This window comes from Cecembia lonarensis LW9, assembly GCF_000298295.1.
Taxonomy (GTDB): Bacteria; Bacteroidota; Bacteroidia; order Cytophagales; family Cyclobacteriaceae; genus Cecembia; species Cecembia lonarensis.
Genome location: NZ_AMGM01000005.1, coordinates 67,973 through 93,895, shown reverse-complemented (window position 1 = coordinate 93,895; position 25,923 = coordinate 67,973). Strand labels below are relative to the sequence as shown.

Sequence of the window (25,923 nt, the reverse complement as noted above, 5' to 3'; positions counted from 1 at the left end):
TCATTGAATAATTCTAAAAAGTGGGTCATTATTTATCTATCTATTTAAAGTTTGAGGGCTGCAATAAAATTACTTTCCAACCATTACAATCCGGACATTTGTAATTTAGCGCATAGGTATTTCTGTTGACCTTTCTCAAAAATAAATCCTCCTTGAGAGACATTTGATCGATTTTCCTTTGCCAAACAGTCAGATTTCCCAATTCATCAAATGAATAGTTTTGTGATTCCGTATTGTCAAAAAATAAAGTATCAATTCCTTCAGAAACAACAGCTAAGGTTCCTTTTTTGATTTCCCAAATTTGATTTTCCTTAAGTTCTTCAATAGTATATGAACTAGTGATATTGTTTATAATAGTGTAGGTATTCTTATCAATCCAAACGCTATCAATTTCAATGTCTCCTTGATCGCCTTCAAAAGGTTTGTATACCCATAATCCCTGCCAATCCTTTGGAAAAGTATATAAGTTTTTTCTGTGGACAGGTTGAGGCTCCTCCGATAACAAGTCCTTATCCTGAAAATTTGGCGAAATACCCCTACAAGAACACAAGAGTAGCATCAAGGCAACTGTCCAACTATTCCATTTCATCTGAATCTTCCATATTTATGCCCTTGTCTTCAACTAATTTCCAGTACGGGGTATATCGCTTTTTGGTACGATAATACGATTGAAAAGAATCAAACAATCCTTCATTTATCCTTTGCAGGAGCTCTTCTTTGGTAAAGGCTACATTTATGTAAAACTTTCCATTCAAGTAACTGCCATAACTGTAGTGAATATTGTCATCGCTTAAAAACAAAACTTCTAATTCTCTTGGAGATTTCTTGACTAGGGGATTAACCTCCCAAAGAATACTATCTCTTCTATTCAGCACATACACATTTTTACTTACTTTCCTCAAAAGATTATCCTGATCAAATTCAAAACTTTTTGAAGAAATTCTATGGACCAACAAGCTCCCTTCTCTTACCTTTAAATATCTCTCAGGACTTTGAAAAGAAGTTTCAGTAATTTGCTCGAAGAGGATTGAATCTGTGGTATCAAAATTAAACGGGTGGATTTCAAATTCAACATATGAATGCTTGCTTACAATACCAAACCCATGATTAAATGTGTAAGAACCTCTTAATGAAACAGGAAATTTATATTCATTTTCAGCATCAATAGGCTGAGGTTGGGGAAAATAAACAGGACTACAGGATGGGAATACTTGGGACATTCCAATGATTATAAAAAGGTATAAACACCTCCTTTGTCCCATGGTTTAATTTATTAGATATAATGTCAAATCTAAGAATAAACTACCTATCTTTTTGCTATACTTATATAAAATATTTTTCAGGATAATGTTTTTGCAAAATTTAATTGAATTGGTCTTTATTTGATAAAAAATTCATGTTTCAATAATTGCTACTTGGATAGAAGGGGTTTGATGAGATATTTCTCGTGAAATTTATGATATCCTGCTCCAATTGATTTCATGTTTTTTCTGTGCCTTGATCTGTCGTAGCACCATGGCATGTTCTGGCCGGACAAGTTCAGGATCCTCCTGCAGCAATTGTTCTGCTGCATCTCTTGCCAAAGTGAGAATGGGAGCATCCTTACTCAAATCGGCAATCATCAGGTCGGCAATGCCACTCTGCTGGGTACCCATCAAATCTCCGGGACCCCTTAATTTCAGATCCACATCTGCTATTTCAAAGCCATTGTTGGTCCTTACCATGGTATCCAACCTGACCCTGCTGTCTTTGGACAATTCGTACTTGGTCATCAAAATGCAATAGGACTGATCTGCACCCCGGCCAACCCTTCCCCGCAATTGATGCAACTGGGACAATCCAAATCTTTCCGCATTTTCCACGATCATCACTGAGGCATTGGGCACATTCACCCCTACTTCAATCACAGTCGTGGCTACCATGATTTTGGTTTCCCCCTTGACAAAGCGCTGCATTTCAAAGTCCTTGTCCGATGGTTTCATATCCCCGTGTACAATACTCACTGGAAACTCAGGGAAAGCACGACAAATGCTTTCATAGCCGTCCATGAGATTCTTCAAATCCAAAGTTTCCGACTCTTGGATCAAGGGATATACCACATAGACCTGCCTCCCTTCCAAAATCTGTTTGCGCATAAAGCCAAACACTTTCAGCCTGTCCTTATCATAGCGGTGAACAGTTTGGATAGGCTTACGTCCCGCAGGCAACTCATCAATCACTGATATGTCCAAATCCCCATAAAGGGTCATGGCCAAAGTCCTCGGAATTGGGGTAGCGGTCATCACCAGGACATGTGGATAAAAATTTTCATTTTTTGCCCAGAGTTTGGCGCGTTGGGCGACGCCGAAGCGATGCTGCTCATCTACAATAGCCAGACCCAGATTCCTAAACTGTACCACATCTTCCAGAAGGGCATGGGTACCGATAATGATATGCAAATCCCCTGAAAGCAGCATTTCATGGATCACTTTCCGGGTGGATTTCTTGGTAGATCCTGTCAACAAAGCGATGTTGAGTCCCATCAGGTCTGCATATTCCTTCAATCCTTCATAGTGTTGATTGGCAAGAATTTCAGTAGGTGCCATGAGGCAAGCCTGGGCACCCGAACTTATAGCAATCAAAATACAGATAAAAGCTACCATGGTCTTTCCGCTTCCCACATCTCCCTGGATCAGCCTGTTCATCTGTTTGCCAGACTTCATATCCCCATAGGCTTCCCGGACTACCCGCTTTTGGGCCTCTGTAAGCTGAAATGGTAAATGCTCCTTGTAAAACTTGGTCAAAAGTTCTGTCTGATTCAACACCTGCCCATGGGACTTTTCCGTGCGGGTAAGCTTGAGTTTCAGCAGCCTGAGCTGCACAAAGAAAAACTCCTCAAATTTCAACCTGAACCTGGCCCTTTTGAGGAGTTCAGGATTTTCCGGAAAATGGATCTGCCTGAGCGCATCACGCTTAGGAATCAGATTGAAGCGATGCAAAATGTCTATAGGTAAGGTTTCCTGGATTTGTGGATAACAAGCCTGGATCAGGCCCTCCATGATTTTGGAAATTCCTTTAGAGTCCAAAAACCTTGCCCTTAACTTTTCAGTGGTGGAATAGACCGGTTGGAAAAAACTTTTCTCCTCCTGCACCTGAGAAAGGGGTTCCATCTCCGGGTGCGCAATACTGAATTTCCGACCATAGCGATTGGGTTTGCCATAAAAAACAAAAGGCACGCCTATCACCAATTTTTTGACTACCCATTGTAACCCTTTGAACCAAGTGAGTTCCATCTCTCCGGTATCGTCGAAAATATGGGCCACCAGCCTTTTCCTTCTGCCTTCCCCAATGGTTTCTATAGATCGGATTTTAGCAATCACTTGTACATTTTCCAGGTCTTCGGTGATTTCCCGGATTTTATAAAACTTGGTCCTGTCTTCATAGCGGAAGGGATAATGCTGAATCAGTTCCCCATAGGTAAAAATATTCAGCTCCTTGTTGATCAGGGCTGCTTTTTGGGGACCTACACCGCGGAGGTAATCAATTTTGGTATCAAAAAAACCGGACAAGGTGATATGACTTTTATTTTATGCAAAATAATCCCCAAAGAGAGATATACAAAGTAGTCTACTTTATTTAAGAGGTTAATCTTCCCAATACCTGATGTAAATAAAAACCTCAGGCCTTCAATTTAACAGGAATTTGTCTTCCTTTTTTTTGCTTCCAAGTAGTCAAGAAAGGGTCTTACTAAAGGGCTTTCTTCTAATGCATTTGGTACTTTTTTATTTTTAAAATCAGGACCTATTATTTTTTAAAATTGACTCCATCTCCTCTACCACTTGCAAAGCATTTTCCCTGGTGAACATCAAAGGGGGTTTGGTTTTCAACACACTGTCCTTAGGACCATCTGTACTGATAAGGATAAATCTCTCCCTGAGTTGGTTTTTTATCCATTTGGCCAGCTGTTCATCCTCTTCCTTTGTTCCAGGTTTCACCAAATCTACACCCAAAAACAAGCCAGATCCTCTGACATCTCCCAAGCTGGCATATTGCTGCTTCAATTGCTCAAAAAGGGATTTGTAATAATTGCCTACCAGCTTGGCATTTTCCTGCAAACCTTCCTCCTCCATAACATCTAAAACTGCTAAACCAATGGCGCAGGAGACAGGGTTCCCCCCAAATGAACTGAAAAATTCCACACCCTTTTCAAAAGATTCAGCAACTTCCTGCGTACATACCACCGCACCCATGGGATGGCCATTGCCCATAGGCTTACCCAAGATTACCATGTCCGGTACCACCCCATGCTGCTCAAAACCCCAAAAATGCTCTCCTACCCTTCCAAAACCTGTCTGCACTTCATCAGAAATACAAAGGCCTCCTTGTGCCCGAACTGCCGGATAGAGTTCATGAAGATACCCTTCCGCCAAAGGTACCTGCCCTCCGCAGCCCACGATGGGCTCTGCGATAAATGCTGCAAGCGGCCAATGAAAGTGGTCCATTAAGGCCTGGGCTTCTTTGGCATATTCCTTTCCGGGAATTTCTGATCCTGCATGTTTCCCACGGTAAGTATCCGGTATGGGAACTTTCAGAATGTAATCCTTTTGTCCCTGTCCCTTGGGGTTGCTGAATTTATAATCGGAAATATCAATGGAAATTTGTGTATTGCCATGGTAACCATGTTCTACCACCGCAATACCTTCTCTTTTCGTATGCCACTTGGCCATGCGGATGGCCAGGTCAGAAGCCGCACTACCTGAATTCACAAAAAATACCCGGTTTAAGGAAGTTGGGAATTTAGCCAACAGTTTCTCTGCATATTGTGGCAAAAGATCATAGAGATAGCGGGTATTGGTATTCAGTTTGCCCATTTGCCTTTGCCCTGCCTCCACCACTTTGGGATGGGAATGGCCCACATGGGGAATATTGTTATAGGCATCCAAAAAGGTGTGGCCATAGGCATCATACATGTACTGGAAAGCAGCCCTTTCCATGTGAATGGGTTGGGAATAGCTGACAGACAAGATCTTGCTGAGGTATTTTTGTCGGTCGTGAAGGCTTTCTTCCAAGGTGGTGATAGGTTTTGTAGGAAAACCTACAGCTTCCCTAAAGCTATTCTCTACTAATTTGGGATTAAATTTCAACCAAGCATACAGCATTTTCCAGGCCTTGTTTTCGCTAATTGACGCATAACTGTTTTCCGGGTCGGTTTTGCGTGCATGGGCAGCATTACAAACGCTGATACATAAGCGGGCAGCAATAAGGTAATAAAGCAGGCCCAATTCTTTGTCTTCCAAAGGCAGGACCTCATGATATCCCTGTAATAGGGCTATACAAGGCGGTAAATATGCTTCTTTATCATAGGCAGCATAGGTCATGGCCACTGCCAACTCATTGATTAAAGGGCTAAAGGCCAAATCACCAAAGTCAATCAGTGCAACCTGATTGTCTTGATTTAGCAACAAATTCCACTCATTGGCATCATTATAAATGATGGATTTCCGTAAATGGGGCAGCAGTGGTCTTACCACTTCTTCATATTGCTGTAAAAAGTACTTTACCGTATTTCGCTCTTTGGCAGAGGGAATGTCATCCAGGTATTTTTGGATCAATTCCAAATATTGTAGGTCCCATTCCCACTTTCTGGATTCGAGGATATAACTGCTTTTTTTGCCCAATTCAAGATCCAATTCAGCTAAAAATCTACCTAATCCCTGATACTCGGCTGCTTCAGGATTTAGGTTTCCAAAAAACTCCCCTTCCAGAAAAGTCAGCAACCTTCCAATGAGCTTTTGTCCATCCCATTCCATCAATTTCACATACAAGCCATCTTCAAAAGGTACAGGATTCGGAATTCTACTCTTGAATTGATGTTGTAAGCTGTGCAGAATATCAGTTTCTGCTTGAAGCAGATCAAAAGTCTTTTCTGAATACGGGTAGGTTTTAAAAATCAACTTCCCCTCCTTGGTATCGATCAGGTAGTTGGCATTGTCGTAACCATTCAGCTTTTTGAAATTGTGAACCTCAACATTCAGGTAAGTTTTAATCAATCCTAGCATAGGAGGAAATTAGAATATTCTTTTAGCAATTTCCATAAAATGCCCGTGGGATGAAAAAAAAAACAGTAAGTTTTCCACATTTCAGGAAGGAATCACCTATCAAACCATTGATTTTCGGTTTAAATGTCCATAAAGTCCGGAAAGCACAAAAATACATACCGTCAACATGGCCAAAGATAGGCTAATCAGCATGAATGTCACCAAGCCTTCAACCAACGCAGGGCCTTCTTTCCCTCCTGCCAAAGGCATCATTCTTCCTGATCCGGTTGCAGCTGCTATAAGCACAACCAAAAAATTGGCAAAAGAGCCATATATGGTTAACCAAAAAGTCAGATTAAGCATTTTTTGAGATAATTTTATTTTTGGCCAAATGATACCCAAAACCAAAAGGAAAATTCCATTCATGATACCTTCCAGGTGAGAGGATAATCCCATTCTTGGGTTTTCAAGGATAGGAACAAAAAGGCCTATAACCAGGCCTAGAAAAAACAACAGGATTCCTAAAAACAGTAAACGGTTAGATTGTAAATAAACTTGAGGGGAAGATTCCATAGTCAAAGGGTTATCAAGGTGGTACAAACATTAATTTTTCGTAAATAAAGTTACAAAAAACACTGTAAAACACTAACTATCTGAATTTTGTGATTTTTTTAGACAAAAAGCAGTAAGTCCTCACAATTTTTGACAATCCGGGCAAAAATAAACGGCCCCGCCCATATATGCCTCCTTCTCAATTTTCCCTCCACAATATGGGATCCCCTTCAAACCATGCTAATTTATGAGTATGGGTAGGCGGGAAAACTTTGATTACTTTTTTCCCTTTGAGTACCTCATTGGCTTGGAAGCTCAGTATTTTAGATTCAGGGATTTCAATCATGCTTTTTCACCAGTTTTAGAAAATTCAATTTACCAATTAATGCCACTTTGATCAAAAGGCCTGGCTATCCAAACATTATCCTTTAACACCATCAGTTCCCTAAAGCCCAGCTCCTTCAGGAGTAGTACAGTATTTTCATATTCTCCTATTATTTCTTTTGGATGGTGGCTATCGGAATTGAGACAAATAGGGACTTTCAATTCCTTTAGGCGTTGTAATCCAAACTTTCCAGGGTAAGTTTCGGAAGCCCTTTTCTTGTAGAGTCCTCGGGTATTTACCTCGACAATTGTTCCAGCCTGGGCTGCAACTTCCAATGTTTGTGACAAGTAATCCTTATACCATGTGGCCTCCTCATCAAAGAAGAATTTGTTGTGGTTTTGCATTTTGATTTTGTCCATATGGCCTAGGATATTGGGACAATCATGCTCCAACATGTGTACAGTAATTTCAAAATACCTTCTTAGGACTTTTTGGATGTCATTGCCATAAATCTCCTGAAGCCCTTTTTCAAAAACCAACTGCGGGCCGTCTATCTCCCAAGGTTTACCATCCTCAAAGGCATCAATAAAATGGATAGATCCCAGTGTGTAATCTAGTTTTAGATCTTTTCGAAATGCCTTAATAATACCCGTTTTTTCTGGAAAATAATCAATTTCCAAACTTTTATAGATTTCAATTTGTCCAGCATATTTGGTCTTGGCATGGTCGACCTCTTTTAGGTAAGTAGGCAAATCTTTACTGTCCATGGACCATTTGTTTTCAAAATGAACCGGGGAGTGGGAAGTAAAACCAAAGCTTTTTATACCTAATTCCAAGGCCTTTTGTACATGGGAGTCGATTTCGTCTACCCCGTCACAATATTTGTAATGGCTGTGGTAATTGGTCCATGACATATGTCTGATTTAATGTGATAATTCATTAAATCTAACCATTTTAAGTAGGATTTGCCAAAAATGCCTTCCGGTTAATTGCGCTTTTCATTTTGGAAAGTTCTATCGCAAAACCTTTCCCAAGGCCTTGCCGCGCTCCGGTGATAAGTGCATATTGACCCATAATTACCTATAAGATAATTATAAGATTTCAAATATTCTTCGCTTTCCCTTACTTACAGAAAAATATTTTGGTTTTACAGGAGTATACAAATAAAAAGCCGATAATAAAGTGTATCGGCCTTAATTTGGCAAATGTCCAAGACTACGAATGATAGATTACCGGACTCCTTATCCGTAGATTTCTTCCAATACCTGTGCGAGGCGGATTCCTGCAGCGGTCAACCGCTCTTCCACATGGTGGTAATGCTTATAAATGTATTCGTAACCTATTCTATTATTTTCAGGGATATCGTACATGGCTGGCCTGATTGCTGCCGCTTCCCTTAACCAGTCTGCTGGGGTTTTGGAGGTATATTGCTGAATAAGAGCAGGATTGATCCTTTTTTGAAGCTCTGTGGCGATTTCTGTGTAACTCATCTTTTTCCCTTCAATTAAATCAGTATCCCAAACCGCATGAATATTGGTTTCCTTATTGAAAAAACTCACTTTCACATCATTTCCTCCCCGATCACCAGGTTTGCCTACATGGAAAGGTTGGTGCAAGTCCCCTACAATATGAATTAACATTCGCAATTGGTCTCTTTCCTCTTCAGGACTTAGACCGCCTTTTTTCAGGGTTTCCTTTATTTGAAGAAAAGCGGAATAGGCATCTCCTGTTGGCTCTTGGATGCTGGGATCATATTCCCCATCTGCCGTGGTTACCCAATGCCATGTGTACGTGTAGTCGTATTTTTTATCAGAACGGATGTTGTCCATCCAAACGCCTACGCCCGAAATACTTTGTTGCTGTAAGATGGCCTCTACCCTTTCTATGGTCTGTGGCTTCATCTGCCATTCTGCAAGTTTACCGATAACATAATGCCCGATGGCTCCCCAGGCAAATGAGCTGGTATTGATGCTAAATACCAAGAGAATGGCTAAAGTTAATTGTTTGGTAGTTTTCATATTTTGATTGATATAAGCTTGAAATACAGTAGAAATAAATTGAAACATTATAGAAATAGGGTTGAAAATGGTCCTTTCCCTAATATCGCGCAGCTAGTATCCAATATCTACTAATATCACTAATTATTTCACCAGCTAGATACAGGCATATTTCATTTCGATTTCAATTCATTTAGGGCAATATATGCCATCAAACCGGCACCGATTTCCAAGGCGTCTTCATCTATATCAAATGTCGGGGTATGTACGCCTGATACGATTCCTTTGGCTTCATTTCTCGTTCCGAGTCGGTAAAAACAACCATCAATTTCCTGGGTATAATAAGAAAAATCCTCGGCTGCCATCCATATATCCAGGTCCACCACATTTTCATGTCCAAGGTAATCTACCGCAGCATGTTGTGCCCTTGCGGTCAAGTCCTCCGCATTTTTTAAGAAAGGATATCCTTTTCTTACTTCAAAATCCACTTCTCCTCCCATACCCTCGGCGATACCTTTAGCGATTTGGACCATGTGACGATGGGCTTTGGCTCGCCATACCTCGTTCAGTGTCCTGAAGGTTCCCTGAATCTTGACTTCATTAGGAATGATGTTGGTTGTCCCTAAAGCTTCTACCCGTCCAAAAGAAAGGACGGATGGGATTTTTGGGGAAGCATTCCTGCTGATTACCTGCTGTAAAGCCACGATCATGTGGGAGGCAATCAAAACGGGATCTATCAAAGTTTCCGGCATAGCTCCATGCCCTCCTTTTCCTTTGACAGTGATATAAAGCTCATCAGCACTGGCCATATACATGCCTTTCCTAAAGCCTACCTTTCCGACAGGTATCAGTGGCATAACATGTTGACCGATTATACCGGAAGGCTTGGGGTTTTCCAGGACTTTGTCTTTGATCATCAAAGAAGCACCTCCGGGAATGAGTTCCTCTCCTGGCTGAAAAATCAATTTGATAGTTCCTTCAAATTCATCTTTTACGCCCTGCAGGATTTTGGCAGCACCCAAAAGAGAGGCCGTGTGCACATCATGGCCACAGGCATGCATCACGCCGGGTTTGGTTGATTTATAGGAAACTTCGTTTTGTTCTATGATGGGAAGGGCGTCCATGTCCCCCCTTAGTGCCACTGTTTTCTGGCCGGGGTTTTTGCCTTCGATCAGGGCCACCAACCCCGTATTTGCCTTTTTTTCAACCTTAGCTACCCCAAAGCTCTTAAGCTTTTCTTCCACAAAAGCGACAGTCTCGTACTCATGAAAAGAAAGCTCAGGGTGGGCATGCAAATGCCTTCTGACTGCTATGGTTTCTGATTTATATGCTTGGGCTAATTCTTTGATTTTATCTTTCAGCATCCTGAATGGGGTCTGGATTGACGTAACCTTCCCTTTGGAACCTTTCCGGAACGATCCGTGCCGCAGGGAATTCATTTTTTAACTGGTAAAAATAAGCTTGGGCTTCAATACGATTGATGAATCTGCCCACCTTTACCAAATAGCGTGGTTGTTGGTATTGCATTTCCACCTTCATACCTTCAAAATTGGTATACAGGTCATCTCTTGTTTTGAAAGCAGCCTCCCTATCCACGCCACTATAAACCAAAACAGTAAAGCCACTCCAATTTCTATCGGATTGATTTCTTTCCCGGAATGTTTTCAAGGAAGTAGCCAAGTCCTTGTCTACAGCCATTTCACCGGATATTGTGGATGTGGTTTCATTGCTAATGGCCATTTCCGATAGCTCTGGGAAAGTAATCAAAGTACCGCTGATGTCTTCCCGGTAATTGGCTAAAGCTTCTGCACTTTTATCTCTTTTTTTAAGAGGGGCACATGAGCTCAGGAAAAGAGCGAAAATGATATAAGCGAGAAGTGATTGCTTCATTTTATGCATGGTCGATAATGATACACTTGCCTTCTTCCACATCCTGTTCCACACTCTTGTATTTTACATCTTTGACCAATTTGCCATCTGCATATTGTACCGATACCCTGTCGTTCCTGCCATAGGTTTTTTCTGATTTCCTTGGGGCAACCACCTGAGGGGCTGCTGTCCTGTTGGCGACAGCTGCTGCGGCCTGTCTGCCCGCACCAGGATTCAAAGAGCTGCTGACTTCTTCCTTAGAAGCCTTTATATTTTGCTCATCCCTTCGGGGCGCCTGTGCCGCCCTTACCTGACTGGGATCCTGAGTTGGAAGTTCTGCTTTGGAAAGGAATGAAATGATGTCTTCATTCAGTCTTCCCACAAAACGCTTGAACATCTCAAAGGCTTCAAACTTATAAATCAACAAAGGATCTTTTTGCTCGTATACTGCGTTCTGAACGGACTGTTTCAAGTCGTCCATATCTCTTAGGTGTTCCTTCCAATTCTGGTCAATGATGGCCAGGGTGACATTTTTTTCAATGGCTCGGATCAAATCCCTTCCCTCATTCTTAACGGTAGACTCCAAATTGATCACCACACCGATTTGCTTGATGCCATCCGTAATCGGCACCATAATTTCTTTGACTGTAGCACCACGTTGAGCATATACATCTTTTAATACCGGTAATGCTTTGGTTAAAATGCGCTCGTTTTTGCTGATATAACTTTTATAGGCCGTATCAAATAGCTCTTGCGTCAATGTAAAGGACTCTTTGGTTTTAAGGTCATCAGCTGAAAACTGATGGTCTATACCCAGTGAACTATAAATATTCATCCTCAAGTTGTCCAAATCTTCTGTGGATTTACCCATTTCTACAAGTCCTTCACAGACATCGTACAACACATTGAGGATATCCAGTTCAAGACGTTCACCTTTCAGGGCATTTTTCCGTCTTTTATAGACTACTTCCCTTTGGGAGTTCATGACATCATCATATTCCAACAGTCGCTTTCTAACCCCAAAGTTGTTTTCTTCTACTTTCCTTTGTGCCCTTTCTATGGATTTGGTAATCATGGAATGTTGGATCACTTCACCCTCTTCCAGTCCCATCCTGTCCATCAGTTTGGCGATTCTGTCAGAACCAAACAAGCGCATCAGATTATCTTCCAAGGATACAAAAAACTGAGAAGAGCCCACATCACCCTGTCGTCCGGACCGGCCCCTCAGCTGCCTGTCTACCCTTCTGGATTCGTGGCGTTCGGTACCAATAATGGCCAAACCACCAGCTGATCTGGATTCAGGTGTCAACTTGATGTCCGTACCCCGACCTGCCATGTTGGTCGCAATGGTTACCGTTCCTGGTTTACCCGCTTCGGCTACCACATCTGCTTCCTTGGCATGCTGCTTGGCATTCAATACCTGGTGTTTGATTTTCCTGATGGTAAGCATTCTGCTGAGCACCTCGGAAATCTCCACGGATGTTGTACCGACAAGTACCGGTCTTCCGGCATTGGTCAATTCAACAATTTCATCAGCTACTGCATTGAATTTTTCCCTGACGGTTTTATAAACTTTATCTTCTCTGTCGTCCCTGATTATGGGCTTGTTAGTTGGAATTACAACTACGTCTAATTTATATATCTGCCAAAACTCTCCCGCTTCCGTCTCTGCTGTTCCGGTCATACCGGCCAGTTTATGGTACATCCTGAAATAGTTCTGTAGGGTAATGGTGGCATAAGTTTGGGTGGCATCTTCCACCTTTACATTTTCTTTTGCCTCAATGGCCTGGTGTAAGCCATCGGAATACCTTCTGCCTTCCATCACACGGCCTGTCTGCTCATCCACAATCTTTACCTTGCCATCTACAATGATGTATTCGGTGTCTTTTTCAAACATGCAGTACGCCTTGAGCAACTGATTGACCGTATGGATACGTTGGGCTTTTATGCCGTAATCCTTGATGATTTCCTCCTTACGGATCAATTTTTCCTTATCATCCAAATCTGGGTCCTTTTCCATTTCAGCGATTGCCATACCGATATCAGGAAGGATGAAGAATGAAGGGTCCTCATTTTTTGAGGTGATCACTTCAATACCATTGTCAGTCAATTCAACTGCATTGGTTTTCTCTTCAATGGTAAACAACAAAGGCTCGTCCGCCTCATGCATGTTCCTTTTGTTGTCTTGCAGGTAATAATTCTCTGTTTTTTGTAGCACTACTCGAATGCCTGGTTCAGAAAGGTATTTGATCAAAGGTTTGTATTTAGGCATCCCTCTGTATGCCCGGAATAAAGCCAAACCTCCCTCTTTTTCATTGCCTTCTGAAATCAACTTCTTGGCATTAGCCAAATAGCCTTGGATCAATTTTCTTTGTTCATCGACCAGGGTGGATACCCTCGGCTTCATATCCATGAATTCGTGCTGATCGCCTCTAGGTACAGGACCTGAAATGATCAACGGTGTTCTGGCATCATCAATCAATACGGAATCCACCTCATCAATCATAGCGAAGTGGTGCTTGCCCTGTACCAGGTCATTGGCATCTCTGGCCATATTGTCCCTGAGGTAATCAAAGCCAAATTCGTTGTTGGTACCATAAACAATATCAGCACCGTAAGCTTTTCTTCTTTGGTCAGAGTTGGGCGGATATTTATCTATACAGTCCACTTTCAATCCATGGAATTCAAAAAGTGGCGCATTCCATTCGGAGTCCCTTTTGGCCAAATAATCATTGACTGTAACCAGGTGTACCCCTCTTCCAGAAAGGGCATTCAAGAAAGCAGGCAATGTAGAAACCAAGGTTTTACCCTCACCTGTTGCCATCTCAGCAATTTTTCCTTTGTGCAGTACCATACCCCCGATCAGCTGCACATCATAGTGCACCATATCCCAAACCACTTCATTGCCTGCTGCCATCCAACGGTTGTGCCAAATGGCCTGATCTCCCTGGATTTCCACATTGGGTTTTTGTGCGGCCAGTTCTTTGTCCCAAAGGTTTGCTTGGACTACCAGTTTTCCGTTTTCCTTAAACCTCCTGGCTGTTTCTTTGACTATGGCGAAGGCATCCACCATCACCTTATCCAGAACAACTTCCAGTGCTTCATCTCTGGAATCCTCGATTTTTTCTATTTCATTGAAAAGGGCATCCTTTTCATGGACCTTATCCGGTGCCAAAGCTTCTATCTGTTCACGTAACTCAACGATTTTATCGTCGAATGATTTGAGGTCGGCGTTGATGATGGCCTTGATGGCCTCAGTTTTGGCCCGGAGTTCGTCATCACTGAGCCCTTTCAGCTTGTTGAAGGCCTCATTCATGAGTGGTACTTTAGGTGCCAACTCCTTTATATCTCTATCTGATTTTGTTCCAAAAACTTTTGCCAGTCCTTTGGCGATAAATTCTAACATATCTTCGATTCAATAATGGGCCTTAAAATTACGCCCTTTTTGTCAATTTTTGTAATTCATGGTGCGATAAGACGGGTCTAGGCTGTTAATATTCTAACAACATGCTCATCTTATCAATGGTTTATGTTGATTTTTCCTTGATAAACCTGTTCTGCCGGGCCGATTAAGCGTATGTTTTGAAAGCTTCCAGCTGCATTTTCGGAAAAACGGACTTTGAGGTTGCCCCCGGGGGTCTTTATTTTGACCTCGTGCAATTCATTTTGATAGCCATATACCAATGCACAGGCTGTCACACCTGTTCCGCAAGAAAGGGTTTCATCTTCCACGCCCCGCTCATAGGTCCTGACATGGATTTCATCTGCAGCGATAGGGGTAACAAAGTTGACATTGGTTCCATTGGGTTGATACATTTCAGCATTCCGGATGCTGGCTCCTTCCTGCACTACTGCATAGCTGTCCACATCCTCCACAAAGCGTACATGATGGGGAGAACCTGTATCGACAAAGAAATCCTGACCGGCATTGGCCAAGCTGGTTACTGGGCTCATGCCCAATTCAATTTCTTGGTCTGAAACTTTGGCTTCATGGGGGCCATCGATGGCCATGAAATGGGTCTGATCTGAGATGATGCCCAAATATTTGGAAAATGCAACAGCACAACGGGCACCATTGCCGCACATACTTTGGGAACCGTCTGCATTGAAATATACCATTTCAAAGTCATATCCTTCTTTGTTTCGGATCAAAATCAGCCCGTCTGCGCCAATACCAAATTTACGGTCACAGAGTCTTTGGACCAGGGCTAGGTTGCCTTCTGGGAATACCTCAGTTCTGTCATCTATCATGACAAAATCATTACCGGTTCCCTGATATTTATAAAAGGTTATTTCCATTTTCACTCAAAAGAATCTAGGTCTTTTATTGCTTTTCAAAAACCAAACCAAGTTTTTATCGTTTTGCAAACATAACCATCTTGTCAGGAATTCAGACTTATTGTCTGAATTTCGGTTTTATAATCAGTATGAATTGGTTATCTTGGTGGTTCTTGTGATGGATCAACCAACATAAAACGGAAATCAACAACCTTATGAAAAAGACAACTTTTGATGTTTCCAGAAGAAAATTCCTAGGTCATAGCTCCAAAGCTACCCTGGCATTGGGAATCGGGAGCAGTGTAATCGGTTCTGCCTTTCTTGCCGCCTGTGGTGGGGGAAGTTCAGGTGAAGGCGGAGAGGAAGCGAAAATTCTCCTGAGTACCGGATTCGAGCAAACGCCTTTGGCTTATGCCTATGAGGCATTGGAACCTCATATCGACGCCATGACCATGGAAATCCACTATACCAAACATGCGGCCGCTTATGCCAAAAATCTGGCGGAAGCAGCAGCAGAGGAAGGCGTGGATGTCAGCAGGCCTTTGGAAGAAGTGATGATGAATATCTCTCAATATTCCACCAAAATGAGGAATAATGGAGGAGGTCATTACAACCATGAGCTATTCTGGAAAACAATGACTCCTAATGGAGGCGGGCAGCCTGGGGGCGACCTGGCTGAAGCCATCAACGGTGCATTTGGAAGTTTTGAAGAATTCCAAAAGCAGTTTGAAGATGCAGCAAAAGGCCGATTCGGTTCTGGCTGGGGCTGGCTGGTATTGGATGCAAACAATTTGTTGAAAATAGGCTCCACACCCAATCAGGACAACCCATTAATGGATATTTCAGACTTCCAAGGTATTCCTCTTTTAGGGATAGATGTATGGGAACATGCCTATTACCTCAATTACCAAAACAGAAGACCTGATTATGTTTCCGCATTTTGGAATGTAGTCAACTGGTCGGAAGTAGCAAAGAGATACGAAACCCTCACGAAGGGTTAATTCAAACGGGGAGCTCTCCCCGTTTTTTTTGCCTATACTATAGAAAGCTTCATTTTTTCTTCATAAATCCATGTTTACTTTGAAGCGTAATCAAATTTTAAGATTTATGAAAACAATGAAAAGCTTATTCGGACTATCAGTAGCAATTATTGCGCTGTTGACTTTTGGCCTATTTTCTTGTAGCAATGATGAGGCTATTACTGGTGAAGGCCAGATCAAATTAAATATTACCGATGCACCCATTGATCAAGAGGGGGTTTCTGGTGTATTCATCACCTTTACGGGAATAGAGTTTCAAAAAGATGGTGGCCCTTGGCAGACTGCGGAGGAATTTGAAGGGCCTGTGACCATCAATCTTTTGGAACTTCAAAACGGCAGAACGGAATTGCTGGGAGATTTTACAGCAGGTGCCGGCAATTATACAGGGCTTCGATTTATGTTAGATGCACCTGAACGTGGAAGAAATCCATCAAATCCAGGTTGTTTTATTGAGTTTGAAGATGGCAGGATTGAACCTTTGTTTGTGCCAAGTGGTGCCCAAACCGGCTATAAGGCTATAGGTGAATTCACAGTTCCATTAAATGGTACTGTTGAAATCACAGCAGATTTTGATTTGAGAAGATCTGTAGTAGAGGCTGGCGCCTCTGGAATTTTCATCTTAAAGCCCACGATTAAAGTTATTGTCAACAATCAGGCAGGGGGAATAAGAGGTAATATCACTAATAGGGAAGCCGAAATCAATTATGTAGTTTATGCATATGAGGCTGGTACATATACTGAAGAGGAAAGTGCAGACCCTGAAGCAGAAGCGGTAAGGTTTCCAAATTCGCTAAGCAATACAGGGGCAGAGGATAATGGAAATTATATGTTGGCATTCTTGGCACCTGGTGATTATGACCTTGTAGTGGTTGCTGTGGATGCAGAAGGCATTCCTACTGTGGTCAAAATAGAGGAAGATATAAGTGTAACTAGCAGAGAAATTACTGTAGTCAACATTGAATTGTAGTATTAATTAGATGTTTTTTAATTGAAAAGGCCTGGGGAATTTCTCCAGGCTTTTTTCATGCTGATTATTCAATTTCCATAAAGTTTCAGTAATGCCATGAATTTGACGGTGGAACCTATACGCCCATTCCTACTTCTTCAACCTGAAATATGCATTAGAATTTCTACGCCACGGCCCACAAGTTATTACGAGCACATCCGCCGCGGCCATAATCAATTGTTTCACTGCATTTAGCTCGTTCACCATATCGTACCTACGGGATGCTTCATTCGCTAAATGTTTGATTATTTTGTGTTTTGAGCGCTCACTACGAACACTAATGCATAATTCGGGTTCAAAGATATTCCGCCACTCATGGCTTTTCTTTTTATTTTAGATTTCCTGAAAACCCTTTTCTTTGTAGGATCAATTAAACCAAATCAATTCCATACCATGCAAGATCCCAAGAGTCTTACTTCAGTGGCTGAATTCCACAAAACTTTTCAACATCCCATCCTTCCCGAACCGCAGGTTCCGGATAGTAAAAGATGTGAATTAAGGGTTTCCCTTATCGCAGAGGAGCTGAAGGAATTAGAAGAGGGTATCCAAAATGGAGATATCGTGGAAATAGCTGATGCACTTTGTGATATTCAGTATGTTTTGGCAGGGGCAGTGTTGGAGTTTGGACTGGCTGATAAATTCAAAGCCCTTTTTGATGAGGTGCAGCGTTCTAATATGAGCAAAGCCTGTAAGACCGAAGAGGAAGCCCGGGCCACCGTCACCCACTACCAAAGTCAGGGAGTGGATTGTTTTTATGAACAAGTGGATGCACTTTACCTGGTGTATCGATCAGGTGATAGAAAAACCCTGAAATCTATTTACTATTCCCCGGCTGATCTCAAAGGCATTCTTTCTACCTAAACACATCTTGTATGCCTAAGTTAAAGGTTGCCATATTGCTCTTTGATGAAGTGGAGGTACTGGATTTTGCAGGACCCTTTGAGGTCTTTTCAGTTACCGCCCAACTCTCCGGTTACCAGAGCCTCGAAGTGATTACTGTGGGTAAAAAGCATCAATTAATCCGTGCCAAGAATGGGTTAAAAGTGATGCCGGATATAAGCATAGAAGCGTTGGATGCGGTGGATATACTGGTAATTCCCGGCGGAGATGGGAGCAAGGCGGTCATTCAGGACAAGGACCTGATGGCTTGGATAGCCATGATGGCCCAAAAGGCAAAAACAGTCTTTTCGGTATGTAGCGGAGCCCGTATTTTGGCTAAGTTGGGACATTTGGCCCATCAGAAATTTACCACCCATCACGAGGTTTTTGAGTCTGTGTTGTCTTTGGAACCAACGGCGATTCCGGACCCTACCGCCCGCTTTGTGGACAATGGCAAATTCATGACTGCAGCAGGTGTGGCGGCTGGGATTGACCTTTCTTTGTATGTGGTCGAAAAGTACTTTGGAGTGGAAACCAGAGAAAAAACAGCTAAGTATATGGAGTACGGGGAGTTTAATTGACTTGCTTTTTAATTACGGAATAGTTAGTTTAGAAAAAACTATCCGAATATGAGAAGCAGTAGTAGTCTTTTAGCCCTGTTCATTTTTTTCATTTCCTGTTCGGAAAGTGCCCGAAAACAAGAGTTTTCTGTCGAAGATTTGAATTTGGTAAAGCTAGATTCCATTCAGGTGGATTATTTGGGTTTGCTCAACCTGATGGATGTACATCCTGGCAGCGGCAAACTGCTTTTGTTCAATATGCAGAAAAGCCTTTTTGTATTGGCCAACAATGAAGGCAAAGTGGAGCAGGAATTCAGCAAACAAGGCGGGCCCGATAGTTATGGCTCATTTCCCTTGGGTGCAGGGAAGTTTTCAAAGGATGGGAAGACCTTCACCATTATTTCCAATCAGGGGGTTTATTCCTATGACTTAGAAGGTAATCTAGGGCATGGAGGCAGGCATCAAGTCAGTCAACTTCCGGCCTTTTCGGGAAGGATGGCCGCAGATATGGAATTTTTCTGGGTTGGTGACAAAATTCTTTCCGTAGGACATGGAAGGGGAGCCTATCCCAATAATTCCAATGACTTTTATGAACATTACCGGGCCTTGGTTTGGTTTGATACAATGGAAAGACAGGTGGAGCAATTTATGCCTCTGGATGAAAACAGTGTGTTTCGCAATGGGAAAGCACATGACCTTTCCCATATGACACCTAAGTTGGCCGTAGATCAGGAGAGGATTTACTGGGTTCATGGGGTGGAGCCTGTTTTATATATCCACGAGCTTAAACTGCCTTATGAACAGATCAGAAGGGTGGCATTAGAGATTCCGGATTATACTTTCAATGAAGGGATGGATTTCAATAAGGCGGATCCTAGGATGATCAACCCTGATGCGTATTCAGGCTTTATGGAAAACATCAAAGTTACGGAGCAGTTTATCCTGATTTCCTTTTTTCCCGGTGTGCCTGAAGCAGACCGTGATAAGTTTGAAAACTTAGCTTGGCCGGAATTTCAAGCCAGGGTTCGGAAAGCCTACCCGCCCCGCTTGATGGTATTGGACCTGGATGGAAATTTTTTGAAAGAGTTTGTACTGCCCCAGGAGTTAAGTGATAGGCAGTGGCTGTATCGAGAGGGGTATTTGTGGTTTTTGGCTCCTGTAAACTTGGAAGAGGAGGAGGATTTTGTGAAGATTTATAAAGTGGGTTTGGGGGCTTTTTAAACCGCAAGAAGCGCAAGATTTTCCCCAAGGACGTTCAGTCATCCACAATAGTTCTGTTATTCGACCACCCTTGTATAGGTCACGGGAGTAGGAGGGGCACAGTTTGCAGAATTTCTTGGAATCTGCACATCATTACATCCAAGAAATGTGAGTATCAGGATTTGGTCATTTTCGTGGAGGGAAAATTCAGCCACTTCATCAGGGATCAGCCATTCCACCTGTTCTTTCAATAAGCCAATTTCGCTGGGAGGATTTGATTTATCTTCTGCATAAAAAGTCCTGATCGAAGACAAAATCAAGTTGCCCTCTCTTTTGGAAAATCTCCCTTTGGAAAAAGCAAGAATTCCAGGTTGCAGGCTGTCATTTTGAATGTTTCTAACAGTAAAACCTTCATAACTACCGTTGGTTTTGAACTCAAGGAATATTTCCCAGGTATCTTCCTCAAGATTCAATTCCGTCACCCATTTTCCCGCGAGTTCTTTTGGAATGATGACTTCCTCTGATTCTACACAAGAGAAAAAAATGAGGAACAGGAGGGAATACAGTAAAGCCTTTTTCATAGTAAAAGAGGGTTTAGCTTAATGATAGTTATTTGAACGTGCAGCTGATTTAGTTGGTTTTATTAAAACTATAAATTTTTTTAATACAAGCTTGCTGAGATTTGCTATTTCAAGATTCTAGAATCTGGCATTTACAGAAAGGCAATGACATTCCGTACCGTCATGCTGAGAATTCAACATTTAGGAAAATGTTCAGAAAAAGAAATGACAATCATTGAAGCTTCATCCCTCTCTACCGCAGAGGGACATTTGTGGCAGATTTTTTTTAACCACATAGGAGAAGATAGCACACATAGCTTCCCCTGTATCAACCGCCTGATTTTAAAAAAAGACTTGGTATCGCCAAACTATCTCTGATAAATGGGGTAAGTTGTTTTGTGGTCACTTTCCCAATTCGGAGAAGGATCTCTTTTGCTTTAGGAGACCCTTCTCCCAAGCCATTGGGATCAGGATGACGCTTACTCCTATCTGTCAATGGTAGACGGAGCCTGCCTGTTGCAGACAAGCCTGCGGAGTCCCCGTAGTATTACGGGGAATCTCCCATAAAACAGAGACCCTTCTTACGTACCAATGACAAATAGCTATTTCTCGCGGCGATCGCGGCGACTTCGCGGCGCCCGCTGCGTGAAACCTTTTGTCAATTTATTATCTGTAAATGAAAAATTTTAAAATCTCAGGGTGACGGTCCCTCCATCTTTCATTGGTAGAAGTGATGCGGTGGATATTAAATCCGCTGTTAGCAGGTTGACAACCTGAAGACTTAGATAATTGGTTTTAACCACGGATTAATTGGATGAATGGGGATATTGTGGTGACTACTCACTTTTTAACCGCAGACAACGCAATGGTTTTCGCAAGGTGCAAATAGTCTTTTCGAAATTTGCTTATTCGGGAAGGCTCAAAACGGATTTATAATGAACCACAAAAGATACAAAAGAAAACAAAAGAGGATTGAAGAATTCTTTGCGCATTTGCGTCCTAGCATGAACCATTTTTTAACCGCAATATACGTTATGGTTTTTCAAGATATTTATTAGTGTCGCCTGATTGCCAAAGGCAGGTTAGGGTCTTTTCGGCCCGTATAGAATTTATTTTCAGCTTGATTTGAAATTGCCGGGAAAAGCGTATTTTCATATAAATCACTCACCCTACCAGCACATGAAAAATTTCCGCCTGATTGGAGTCCTGCTCTTCATTTTGATGATGGGTAATTCCTGTAAAACGTATAAGAGTTTAGAGCGTGTAGAACCCAGATCCAATTCCGCTTCTATTGCCGAGCAAGTTCAAAAATTAAAGCTTGGGGATGTCATTAAGATCCATGAAAAACAAGTGGCAGGGTCACAGATTTGGAGTATGTAACCGTAGAGGATGGGATTTTAAGAGGATTCCAAGCCAAGGGGAGCAAATCTGATTTGACTTCAGTTAAACTGGAGGACATTGCCAGGATTGAAGTCAAAAAAATTTAATCCTAGGAGAGCTTTGGCAATAACTTTAGGTGTGGCCGCCTTGGGCATGGTTATTTTATTGGCTTCTTTTCTCTCCCAGGGTATTTCCTAAGTATCCTTAAGGAGCTGTGTCTTGAAATTTGCTATTTCGTGAAGGCAAACTACGGGTTTATAATGAACCACAATAGGGACAAAAGAAAACAAAAGAAAACAAAAGAGGATTGGAGAATTCCTTGCGCCTTTGCGTCCTAGCGTGAACCATTTGTTTTTTCCGCAGAGAACGCTCAGTTATCAACAATGGACCTCGTGCCCATGTCTGCCAAAGGTAGGTTAGCGTCTTTGTGGCTATTTTTTGATTGGATAAAAAGCTAAGTTTAGGCATCAAATTTAACCTCAGACTTCAGCCTCTCAATGGTGACGGTCTGCGGGTCTGAACCGATGACTTTCCATTCTTCAAAAATGGTCCCTCCCCAAAAACGCATCTCTAATTTCAATACTTCCCCCTTCAGTTTCCATTTGCCATCGTAATCGGCCATCACGACTGGAGGGGTAGCACACCATCCGGCATTGGTGCGGTTGACCATTTTGCCGTTTCTCTTAAAGGAATACCCAAAAGTACTTTCCGGTTTTTTAGAAATGAGGGGTATCTGATTTTTTTAATCCACCCTAAGAAAAATAGCTCCTTCCATACCCATTTGTGGGGAGCGGACGGTGAGTGTAGCGCGGTTAGCACTAATTTGGAATTGGAACCTGTTGGTTTCAGCTGGGGAAACCGGTTTTTCTTCCATTTGGTCTTTGGGCACAAAGGGAGGGCGGGTCACATGGCTAGGGGGAGTAAAAACCCGGAGGGTCTGTAAGGTAAGTTGGTCTCCAGCAGTCAGGTAACTGCCAGTCCAAACGTTATGGTAACCTGTCATGTCAGTTTCCCCTAAAAGCCGGTATCCCCATTCGTAGAAATAGGTCCCGTCAGGGAGAAAAATATACCTGTTGACAGATTCAAAGCCAAGATCCTCAGCAAAGTAGGCAGCTTCCCATTCACCCCATAGCTTGGAATTCGGCATCTCTTCTTTTTCAGAGCAGCTGAACGCGAGCATCATGACTATTGCCAGTAACCTTTTCATAGGATGGGGTTTTAACTGACTGAAATTTAGTGTTTTATTGGGATGATAGCAAGGCCTTAAGCGGGGAAAGGAACAATAGTAAACAATAGAGGATTGGAGATTTCGTTACGTCTTTGCAGGCCCCATTTTTTAACCGCAAGAAGCGCAATGTTTTTTCCCTCTGGATGCTCAGTTATCCACAATTCATTTTCGTGCCTTGGTGGCTGATCCAATATTTTCCTTTAGCTTGATTCGAAATTGACCGGAATAGTATATTTTTATTTTTAACCTTCAGCCCTGCACTTTATGGAAAATTTCCGTTTGATTGGATTTCTGCTCTTCCTTATGATCATGGGCAATTCATGTAAAACTTATAAAGACCTGGATCGGGTGGAACCAAGGGCTGCTGATGTCCCACTTTCTGAACAGGTTGAAAAGTTAAAACGGGGTGATGTGATCAAGGTCTATGAAAAAATAAGCGGCAGGGCCACGGATTTGGAGTTTGTGATTGTGGAGGATGGGATTTTAAGGGGTTTTCAGGCTGGGGGGAGAAAATCTGATCTGAAGTCGTTCAGGCTGGAAGATATTGGGAAGATTGAAGTCAAAAAAGTCAATATGGGCAGGACCGGTCTGGCCATCGGAGCAGTGTACGCAGTGGCGATGCTGATAGGATTTACGGCTTATTTACTGTCGATTGGAGATTGATTATTGGTTTGTTCATTCTCCTTATTTGCAAAACATCTTTCAGACAATTACTGTCTCAAGTTTGAATAACTGAAAATAACTTTTGATTTTTGTTTTTGTAGGTTATAGTCAACATGAATTTTGATGTAAATTACAAATCTTTAAAAGTTGTGGTATTAATTTTATATCTATCAAATAATTAATAATTGCTATGGAATTGAAGGAGAAGAACTTGAGTTCAATTGATGAAGTTTTTGGTAAAAAAGTGAAGCAATTAAATTCTGAATCTGTGGAGTTTGGCAGAGCAGCAATTACGCATTACATGCAATCCGAAAGTTCAGAAAAGCCATTTTTTAAAAATGCGGCAATTAAGTTTTATAAAGAGTTTAGCGACTGTGAAGATTCTAGCTCTATAGAAGTTTCTGAGGATGCAATTCAGTATTCATTATTTCAAAATCAAGCTCCATTTGCCGAGCCAATAGGTAAACCCAGCTTTAAATTTATTGATCTTTTTGCTGGCATTGGAGGATTTAGATTGGCAATGCAATCTCTTGGGGGGAAATGCGTCTTCTCAAGTGAGTGGGATGAACAGGCCAAGAAAACCTATTTTGCAAATTTTGGAGAGGTGCCTTTTGGAGATATTACAAAAGAGGAAACAAAGCAATTTATTCCTGACGGATTTGACGTCTTGTGTGCAGGGTTCCCTTGTCAGGCTTTTTCTATTGCAGGAAGAAGAGGTGGGTTTGAAGATACCAGAGGCACATTGTTTTTTGATGTTGCTGAGATTATTAGAAGGAAAAAACCAAAAGCCTTTTTCTTAGAAAATGTAAAAGGATTGGTTAATCATGATAGAGGTAGAACTTTGGCAACTATTCTTAATGTGTTGAGAGAAGATTTGGGCTATTTTGTGCCAGAGCCTAAAGTTATTAATGCCAAGGATTTCGGTGTACCTCAAAATCGTGAAAGAATATTTATTGTGGGTTTCAGAAAAGATCTCGGAATTACAGATTTTTCATATCCAGAACCTTTAGAGGAGGTAATTGCATTTGAAGATGTAAAGGAACGTGAATCTGTTTCTGTAAAATATTATTTATCTACTCAGTACCTAAAAACATTAAAAGAGCATAAAAAAAGACATGAAAGTAAGGGAAATGGTTTCGGTTACGAGATTATTCCCGATGATGGTATTGCAAATGCTGTAGTTTGTGGAGGTATGGGTAGGGAACGGAATTTGGTCAGGGATTATAGACTTGAAGATTTTACCCCAATTACGCATATAAGAGGAGAAGTTAATACGGAAGGAATTAGGAAAATGACTCCAAGGGAATGGGCCAGGCTTCAAGGTTTTCCTGATGATTTTGTTTTTCCAGTGGCAGATGCTTCAAAATACAAACAATTAGGTAATTCTGTGGCAGTGCCAGCAATTAGAGCAACTGCAGAACAAATTTGTAATAAAATATTGAAATAATATGGGGATTCTAAGGGATTTAAATATAGTGATTGGCGAGGATGGACAGGCTTCAACAATTTTTGAAGAATTGTTTCCTTCATTTTTGGAAATTAAGTATAAATCACCATCTGATTATGTAAAAATATATTGGAATCAATATTTGAAAGTAAGAACAACAAAAATTCCAAACGAACAAACTAGAAGAGGTATTAATGGGAGCATGTTTGAATACATTATTTGCACTATTTTAATAAGAGAAAATATTTTGCCAATATTCAAGAGCGCGAAAGTAGCATTTGTTCCAAATATAAATTATGATATTCTTTTATATTCCGAACAAAATGGCCCTATCTGTTTAAGTGCAAAAACATCATTTAGAGAAAGATATAAACAGGCTGACTTAGAGGCAATGGCCTTGAAAAATGTCCATAGAATTTCAAAAAGTTTTCTTATAACTTTATCAGATTCAGATGCTGATCAAGTTTCAAAAAAAATAATAAAAGGTGATACATTTGGATTAGATGATGTTATAGTTGCAACATCTGAGAAGTTTGATCAGTTTATTGATGAATTAAAGTCACTTAGTTTTTCTTTGTCTCCCAAAGTATCGGTTATAGAAAGTAATCAAATCATAACAGAAGATGATTTGAAAAGAGTTATGTAGATATTAAAACATAAACTTATAAAAGCTGTCCAATTTGTATACCAAATGCCCCCGCCAACTTCTCCATCACCTCCAAAGAAACATTTCGCTTTCCCTTTTCAATAGCAGAAATATAAGGTCGGTTCAGACCGGATTTTAGGGCCAGTTCCTCTTGGGACAGGCCTTTTTCTTTTCTTAGGGTTCTCAATCTGATGCCAAACTTTTCTTTAATGTCCATAAAATATTTTTGTTTACGATAGTAAACAATTTGAATTTTTTGATTATATTAAGATAGTC

Annotated in this window: 25 protein-coding genes; 9 read left to right on the top strand and 16 right to left on the bottom strand. The window is 41.5% G+C overall.

Annotated features, from left to right (window positions below):
* Positions 1–40: 40 nt before the first annotated feature.
* The 12 genes from B879_RS02860 to dapF all read right to left on the bottom strand — a co-directional run bounded on the left by B879_RS02860 (position 41) and on the right by dapF (position 15,059).
* Entirely contained in the window at positions 41–589 is a 549-nt protein-coding gene (locus B879_RS02860; protein ID WP_009183640.1) for a hypothetical protein, read from the bottom strand.
* Positions 576–1,220: a hypothetical protein gene (locus B879_RS02855; RefSeq protein ID WP_157231501.1), complete on the bottom strand. Its 645-nt coding sequence runs from the start codon at positions 1,218–1,220 to the stop codon at positions 576–578. The genes B879_RS02860 and B879_RS02855 overlap by 14 nt, the downstream gene beginning before the upstream one ends.
* Positions 1,221–1,454: 234 nt before the next feature.
* The gene (gene recG, locus B879_RS02850) at positions 1,455–3,548 is read right to left on the bottom strand and encodes an ATP-dependent DNA helicase RecG (RefSeq protein WP_009183638.1); all 2,094 of its coding nucleotides are present in this window, start codon (positions 3,546–3,548) and stop codon (positions 1,455–1,457) included.
* A 225-nt stretch (positions 3,549–3,773) separates the two neighbouring features.
* Positions 3,774–6,038, bottom strand: a complete 2,265-nt coding sequence (locus B879_RS02845) for an aminotransferase class III-fold pyridoxal phosphate-dependent enzyme (protein ID WP_009183637.1) — start codon at positions 6,036–6,038, stop codon at positions 3,774–3,776.
* A gap of 99 nt (positions 6,039–6,137) precedes the next feature.
* A complete protein-coding gene (locus B879_RS02840) occupies positions 6,138–6,590 on the bottom strand; it encodes a styrene oxide isomerase (protein WP_051012652.1) in 453 nt (150 codons plus the stop codon).
* Between the two features lie 178 nt (positions 6,591–6,768).
* Positions 6,769–6,915: a hypothetical protein gene (locus B879_RS22820; RefSeq protein ID WP_009183635.1), complete on the bottom strand. Its 147-nt coding sequence runs from the start codon at positions 6,913–6,915 to the stop codon at positions 6,769–6,771.
* 29 nt (positions 6,916–6,944) lie between these two features.
* Complete coding sequence (locus B879_RS02835) at positions 6,945–7,808, bottom strand: histidinol-phosphatase (protein WP_009183634.1); 864 nt, start codon at positions 7,806–7,808, stop codon at positions 6,945–6,947.
* A 327-nt stretch (positions 7,809–8,135) separates the two neighbouring features.
* Positions 8,136–8,912, bottom strand: a complete 777-nt coding sequence (locus B879_RS02830; protein ID WP_040400161.1) for a S1/P1 nuclease — start codon at positions 8,910–8,912, stop codon at positions 8,136–8,138.
* 152 nt (positions 8,913–9,064) lie between these two features.
* Positions 9,065–10,255 carry a M20 metallopeptidase family protein gene (locus tag B879_RS02825; protein ID WP_009183632.1) on the bottom strand — a complete coding sequence of 397 codons (1,191 nt, stop codon included), beginning with the start codon at positions 10,253–10,255 and terminating at the stop codon, positions 9,065–9,067.
* Positions 10,242–10,781: a hypothetical protein gene (locus B879_RS02820; protein WP_009183631.1), complete on the bottom strand. Its 540-nt coding sequence runs from the start codon at positions 10,779–10,781 to the stop codon at positions 10,242–10,244. Before B879_RS02820 ends, B879_RS02825 begins: the two co-directional genes overlap by 14 nt.
* A gap of 1 nt (position 10,782) precedes the next feature.
* Positions 10,783–14,166, bottom strand: a complete 3,384-nt coding sequence (gene secA / locus B879_RS02815) for a preprotein translocase subunit SecA (RefSeq protein WP_009183630.1) — start codon at positions 14,164–14,166, stop codon at positions 10,783–10,785.
* A 113-nt stretch (positions 14,167–14,279) separates the two neighbouring features.
* The gene (gene dapF / locus B879_RS02810; protein WP_009183629.1) at positions 14,280–15,059 is read right to left on the bottom strand and encodes a diaminopimelate epimerase; all 780 of its coding nucleotides are present in this window, start codon (positions 15,057–15,059) and stop codon (positions 14,280–14,282) included.
* Positions 15,060–15,253: 194 nt separating this feature from the next.
* Between dapF and B879_RS02805 the strand changes: the two genes are divergently transcribed.
* The 5 genes from B879_RS02805 (at position 15,254) to B879_RS02785 (ending at position 19,744) form a co-directional block, all read left to right on the top strand.
* Positions 15,254–16,039: a superoxide dismutase gene (locus B879_RS02805; protein ID WP_009183628.1), complete on the top strand. Its 786-nt coding sequence runs from the start codon at positions 15,254–15,256 to the stop codon at positions 16,037–16,039.
* A gap of 106 nt (positions 16,040–16,145) precedes the next feature.
* Positions 16,146–17,045, top strand: a complete 900-nt coding sequence (locus B879_RS02800; protein WP_202949575.1) for a DUF4382 domain-containing protein — start codon at positions 16,146–16,148, stop codon at positions 17,043–17,045.
* A gap of 432 nt (positions 17,046–17,477) precedes the next feature.
* Entirely contained in the window at positions 17,478–17,945 is a 468-nt protein-coding gene (locus B879_RS02795) for a pyrophosphohydrolase domain-containing protein (protein WP_009183626.1), read from the top strand.
* Between the two features lie 11 nt (positions 17,946–17,956).
* Positions 17,957–18,544, top strand: coding sequence for a DJ-1/PfpI family protein (locus B879_RS02790; protein ID WP_009183625.1), 588 nt, complete (start codon positions 17,957–17,959; stop codon positions 18,542–18,544).
* A 48-nt stretch (positions 18,545–18,592) separates the two neighbouring features.
* Positions 18,593–19,744, top strand: a complete 1,152-nt coding sequence (locus B879_RS02785) for a hypothetical protein (RefSeq protein WP_009183624.1) — start codon at positions 18,593–18,595, stop codon at positions 19,742–19,744.
* 56 nt (positions 19,745–19,800) lie between these two features.
* Here the strand turns inward: B879_RS02785 and B879_RS02780 are convergent, their stop codons facing one another.
* Positions 19,801–20,304 carry a hypothetical protein gene (locus B879_RS02780; RefSeq protein WP_009183623.1) on the bottom strand — a complete coding sequence of 168 codons (504 nt, stop codon included), beginning with the start codon at positions 20,302–20,304 and terminating at the stop codon, positions 19,801–19,803.
* Positions 20,305–21,462: 1,158 nt separating this feature from the next.
* Between B879_RS02780 and B879_RS02770 the strand changes: the two genes are divergently transcribed.
* Positions 21,463–21,663: a hypothetical protein gene (locus tag B879_RS02770; RefSeq protein WP_009183622.1), complete on the top strand. Its 201-nt coding sequence runs from the start codon at positions 21,463–21,465 to the stop codon at positions 21,661–21,663.
* A gap of 460 nt (positions 21,664–22,123) precedes the next feature.
* On the opposite strand, the gene B879_RS02765 is transcribed toward B879_RS02770, so the two are convergent.
* Both B879_RS02765 and B879_RS02760 read right to left on the bottom strand, forming a co-directional pair.
* On the bottom strand, positions 22,124–22,333 hold the full coding sequence (locus B879_RS02765; protein ID WP_009183621.1) for a hypothetical protein: 210 nt from the start codon (positions 22,331–22,333) through the stop codon (positions 22,124–22,126).
* A gap of 72 nt (positions 22,334–22,405) precedes the next feature.
* A complete protein-coding gene (locus B879_RS02760) occupies positions 22,406–22,870 on the bottom strand; it encodes a hypothetical protein (RefSeq protein ID WP_009183620.1) in 465 nt (154 codons plus the stop codon).
* A gap of 285 nt (positions 22,871–23,155) precedes the next feature.
* Here B879_RS02760 and B879_RS02755 point away from each other — a divergent pair, with 285 nt between their 5' ends.
* The 3 genes from B879_RS02755 (at position 23,156) to B879_RS02745 (ending at position 25,647) form a co-directional block, all read left to right on the top strand.
* Positions 23,156–23,554 carry a hypothetical protein gene (locus B879_RS02755; protein WP_009183619.1) on the top strand — a complete coding sequence of 133 codons (399 nt, stop codon included), beginning with the start codon at positions 23,156–23,158 and terminating at the stop codon, positions 23,552–23,554.
* A gap of 190 nt (positions 23,555–23,744) precedes the next feature.
* A complete protein-coding gene (locus B879_RS02750; protein WP_009183618.1) occupies positions 23,745–25,001 on the top strand; it encodes a DNA cytosine methyltransferase in 1,257 nt (418 codons plus the stop codon).
* 1 nt (position 25,002) lies between these two features.
* On the top strand, positions 25,003–25,647 hold the full coding sequence (locus B879_RS02745) for a PDDEXK family nuclease (protein WP_009183617.1): 645 nt from the start codon (positions 25,003–25,005) through the stop codon (positions 25,645–25,647).
* Between the two features lie 16 nt (positions 25,648–25,663).
* Here B879_RS02745 and B879_RS02740 read toward each other — a convergent pair whose 3' ends face one another.
* Positions 25,664–25,864, bottom strand: coding sequence for a helix-turn-helix domain-containing protein (locus tag B879_RS02740; RefSeq protein WP_009183616.1), 201 nt, complete (start codon positions 25,862–25,864; stop codon positions 25,664–25,666).
* Positions 25,865–25,923 lie beyond the last annotated feature (59 nt).

Excerpts from the sequence above, each read along its gene's own strand:
- B879_RS02860 (WP_009183640.1), bottom strand. The coding sequence starts at position 589 with ATGAAATGGAATAGTTGGACAGTTGCCTTGATGCTACTCTTGTGTTCT.
- B879_RS02855 (WP_157231501.1), bottom strand. The coding sequence starts at position 1,220 with ATGTCCCAAGTATTCCCATCCTGTAGTCCTGTTTATTTTCCCCAACCT.
- B879_RS02845 (WP_009183637.1), bottom strand. The coding sequence starts at position 6,038 with ATGCTAGGATTGATTAAAACTTACCTGAATGTTGAGGTTCACAATTTC.
- B879_RS02840 (WP_051012652.1), bottom strand. The coding sequence starts at position 6,590 with ATGGAATCTTCCCCTCAAGTTTATTTACAATCTAACCGTTTACTGTTT.
- B879_RS22820 (WP_009183635.1), bottom strand. The coding sequence starts at position 6,915 with ATGATTGAAATCCCTGAATCTAAAATACTGAGCTTCCAAGCCAATGAG.
- B879_RS02835 (WP_009183634.1), bottom strand. The coding sequence starts at position 7,808 with ATGTCATGGACCAATTACCACAGCCATTACAAATATTGTGACGGGGTA.
- B879_RS02830 (WP_040400161.1), bottom strand. The coding sequence starts at position 8,912 with ATGAAAACTACCAAACAATTAACTTTAGCCATTCTCTTGGTATTTAGC.
- B879_RS02825 (WP_009183632.1), bottom strand. The coding sequence starts at position 10,255 with ATGCTGAAAGATAAAATCAAAGAATTAGCCCAAGCATATAAATCAGAA.
- B879_RS02820 (WP_009183631.1), bottom strand. The coding sequence starts at position 10,781 with ATGAAGCAATCACTTCTCGCTTATATCATTTTCGCTCTTTTCCTGAGC.
- secA (WP_009183630.1), bottom strand. The coding sequence starts at position 14,166 with ATGTTAGAATTTATCGCCAAAGGACTGGCAAAAGTTTTTGGAACAAAA.
- dapF (WP_009183629.1), bottom strand. The coding sequence starts at position 15,059 with ATGGAAATAACCTTTTATAAATATCAGGGAACCGGTAATGATTTTGTC.
- B879_RS02805 (WP_009183628.1), top strand. The coding sequence starts at position 15,254 with ATGAAAAAGACAACTTTTGATGTTTCCAGAAGAAAATTCCTAGGTCAT.
- B879_RS02800 (WP_202949575.1), top strand. The coding sequence starts at position 16,146 with ATGAAAACAATGAAAAGCTTATTCGGACTATCAGTAGCAATTATTGCG.
- B879_RS02795 (WP_009183626.1), top strand. The coding sequence starts at position 17,478 with ATGCAAGATCCCAAGAGTCTTACTTCAGTGGCTGAATTCCACAAAACT.
- B879_RS02790 (WP_009183625.1), top strand. The coding sequence starts at position 17,957 with ATGCCTAAGTTAAAGGTTGCCATATTGCTCTTTGATGAAGTGGAGGTA.
- B879_RS02785 (WP_009183624.1), top strand. The coding sequence starts at position 18,593 with ATGAGAAGCAGTAGTAGTCTTTTAGCCCTGTTCATTTTTTTCATTTCC.
- B879_RS02780 (WP_009183623.1), bottom strand. The coding sequence starts at position 20,304 with ATGAAAAAGGCTTTACTGTATTCCCTCCTGTTCCTCATTTTTTTCTCT.
- B879_RS02770 (WP_009183622.1), top strand. The coding sequence starts at position 21,463 with ATGAAAAATTTCCGCCTGATTGGAGTCCTGCTCTTCATTTTGATGATG.
- B879_RS02765 (WP_009183621.1), bottom strand. The coding sequence starts at position 22,333 with ATGGTCAACCGCACCAATGCCGGATGGTGTGCTACCCCTCCAGTCGTG.
- B879_RS02760 (WP_009183620.1), bottom strand. The coding sequence starts at position 22,870 with ATGAAAAGGTTACTGGCAATAGTCATGATGCTCGCGTTCAGCTGCTCT.
- B879_RS02755 (WP_009183619.1), top strand. The coding sequence starts at position 23,156 with ATGGAAAATTTCCGTTTGATTGGATTTCTGCTCTTCCTTATGATCATG.
- B879_RS02750 (WP_009183618.1), top strand. The coding sequence starts at position 23,745 with ATGGAATTGAAGGAGAAGAACTTGAGTTCAATTGATGAAGTTTTTGGT.
- B879_RS02745 (WP_009183617.1), top strand. The coding sequence starts at position 25,003 with ATGGGGATTCTAAGGGATTTAAATATAGTGATTGGCGAGGATGGACAG.
- B879_RS02740 (WP_009183616.1), bottom strand. The coding sequence starts at position 25,864 with ATGGACATTAAAGAAAAGTTTGGCATCAGATTGAGAACCCTAAGAAAA.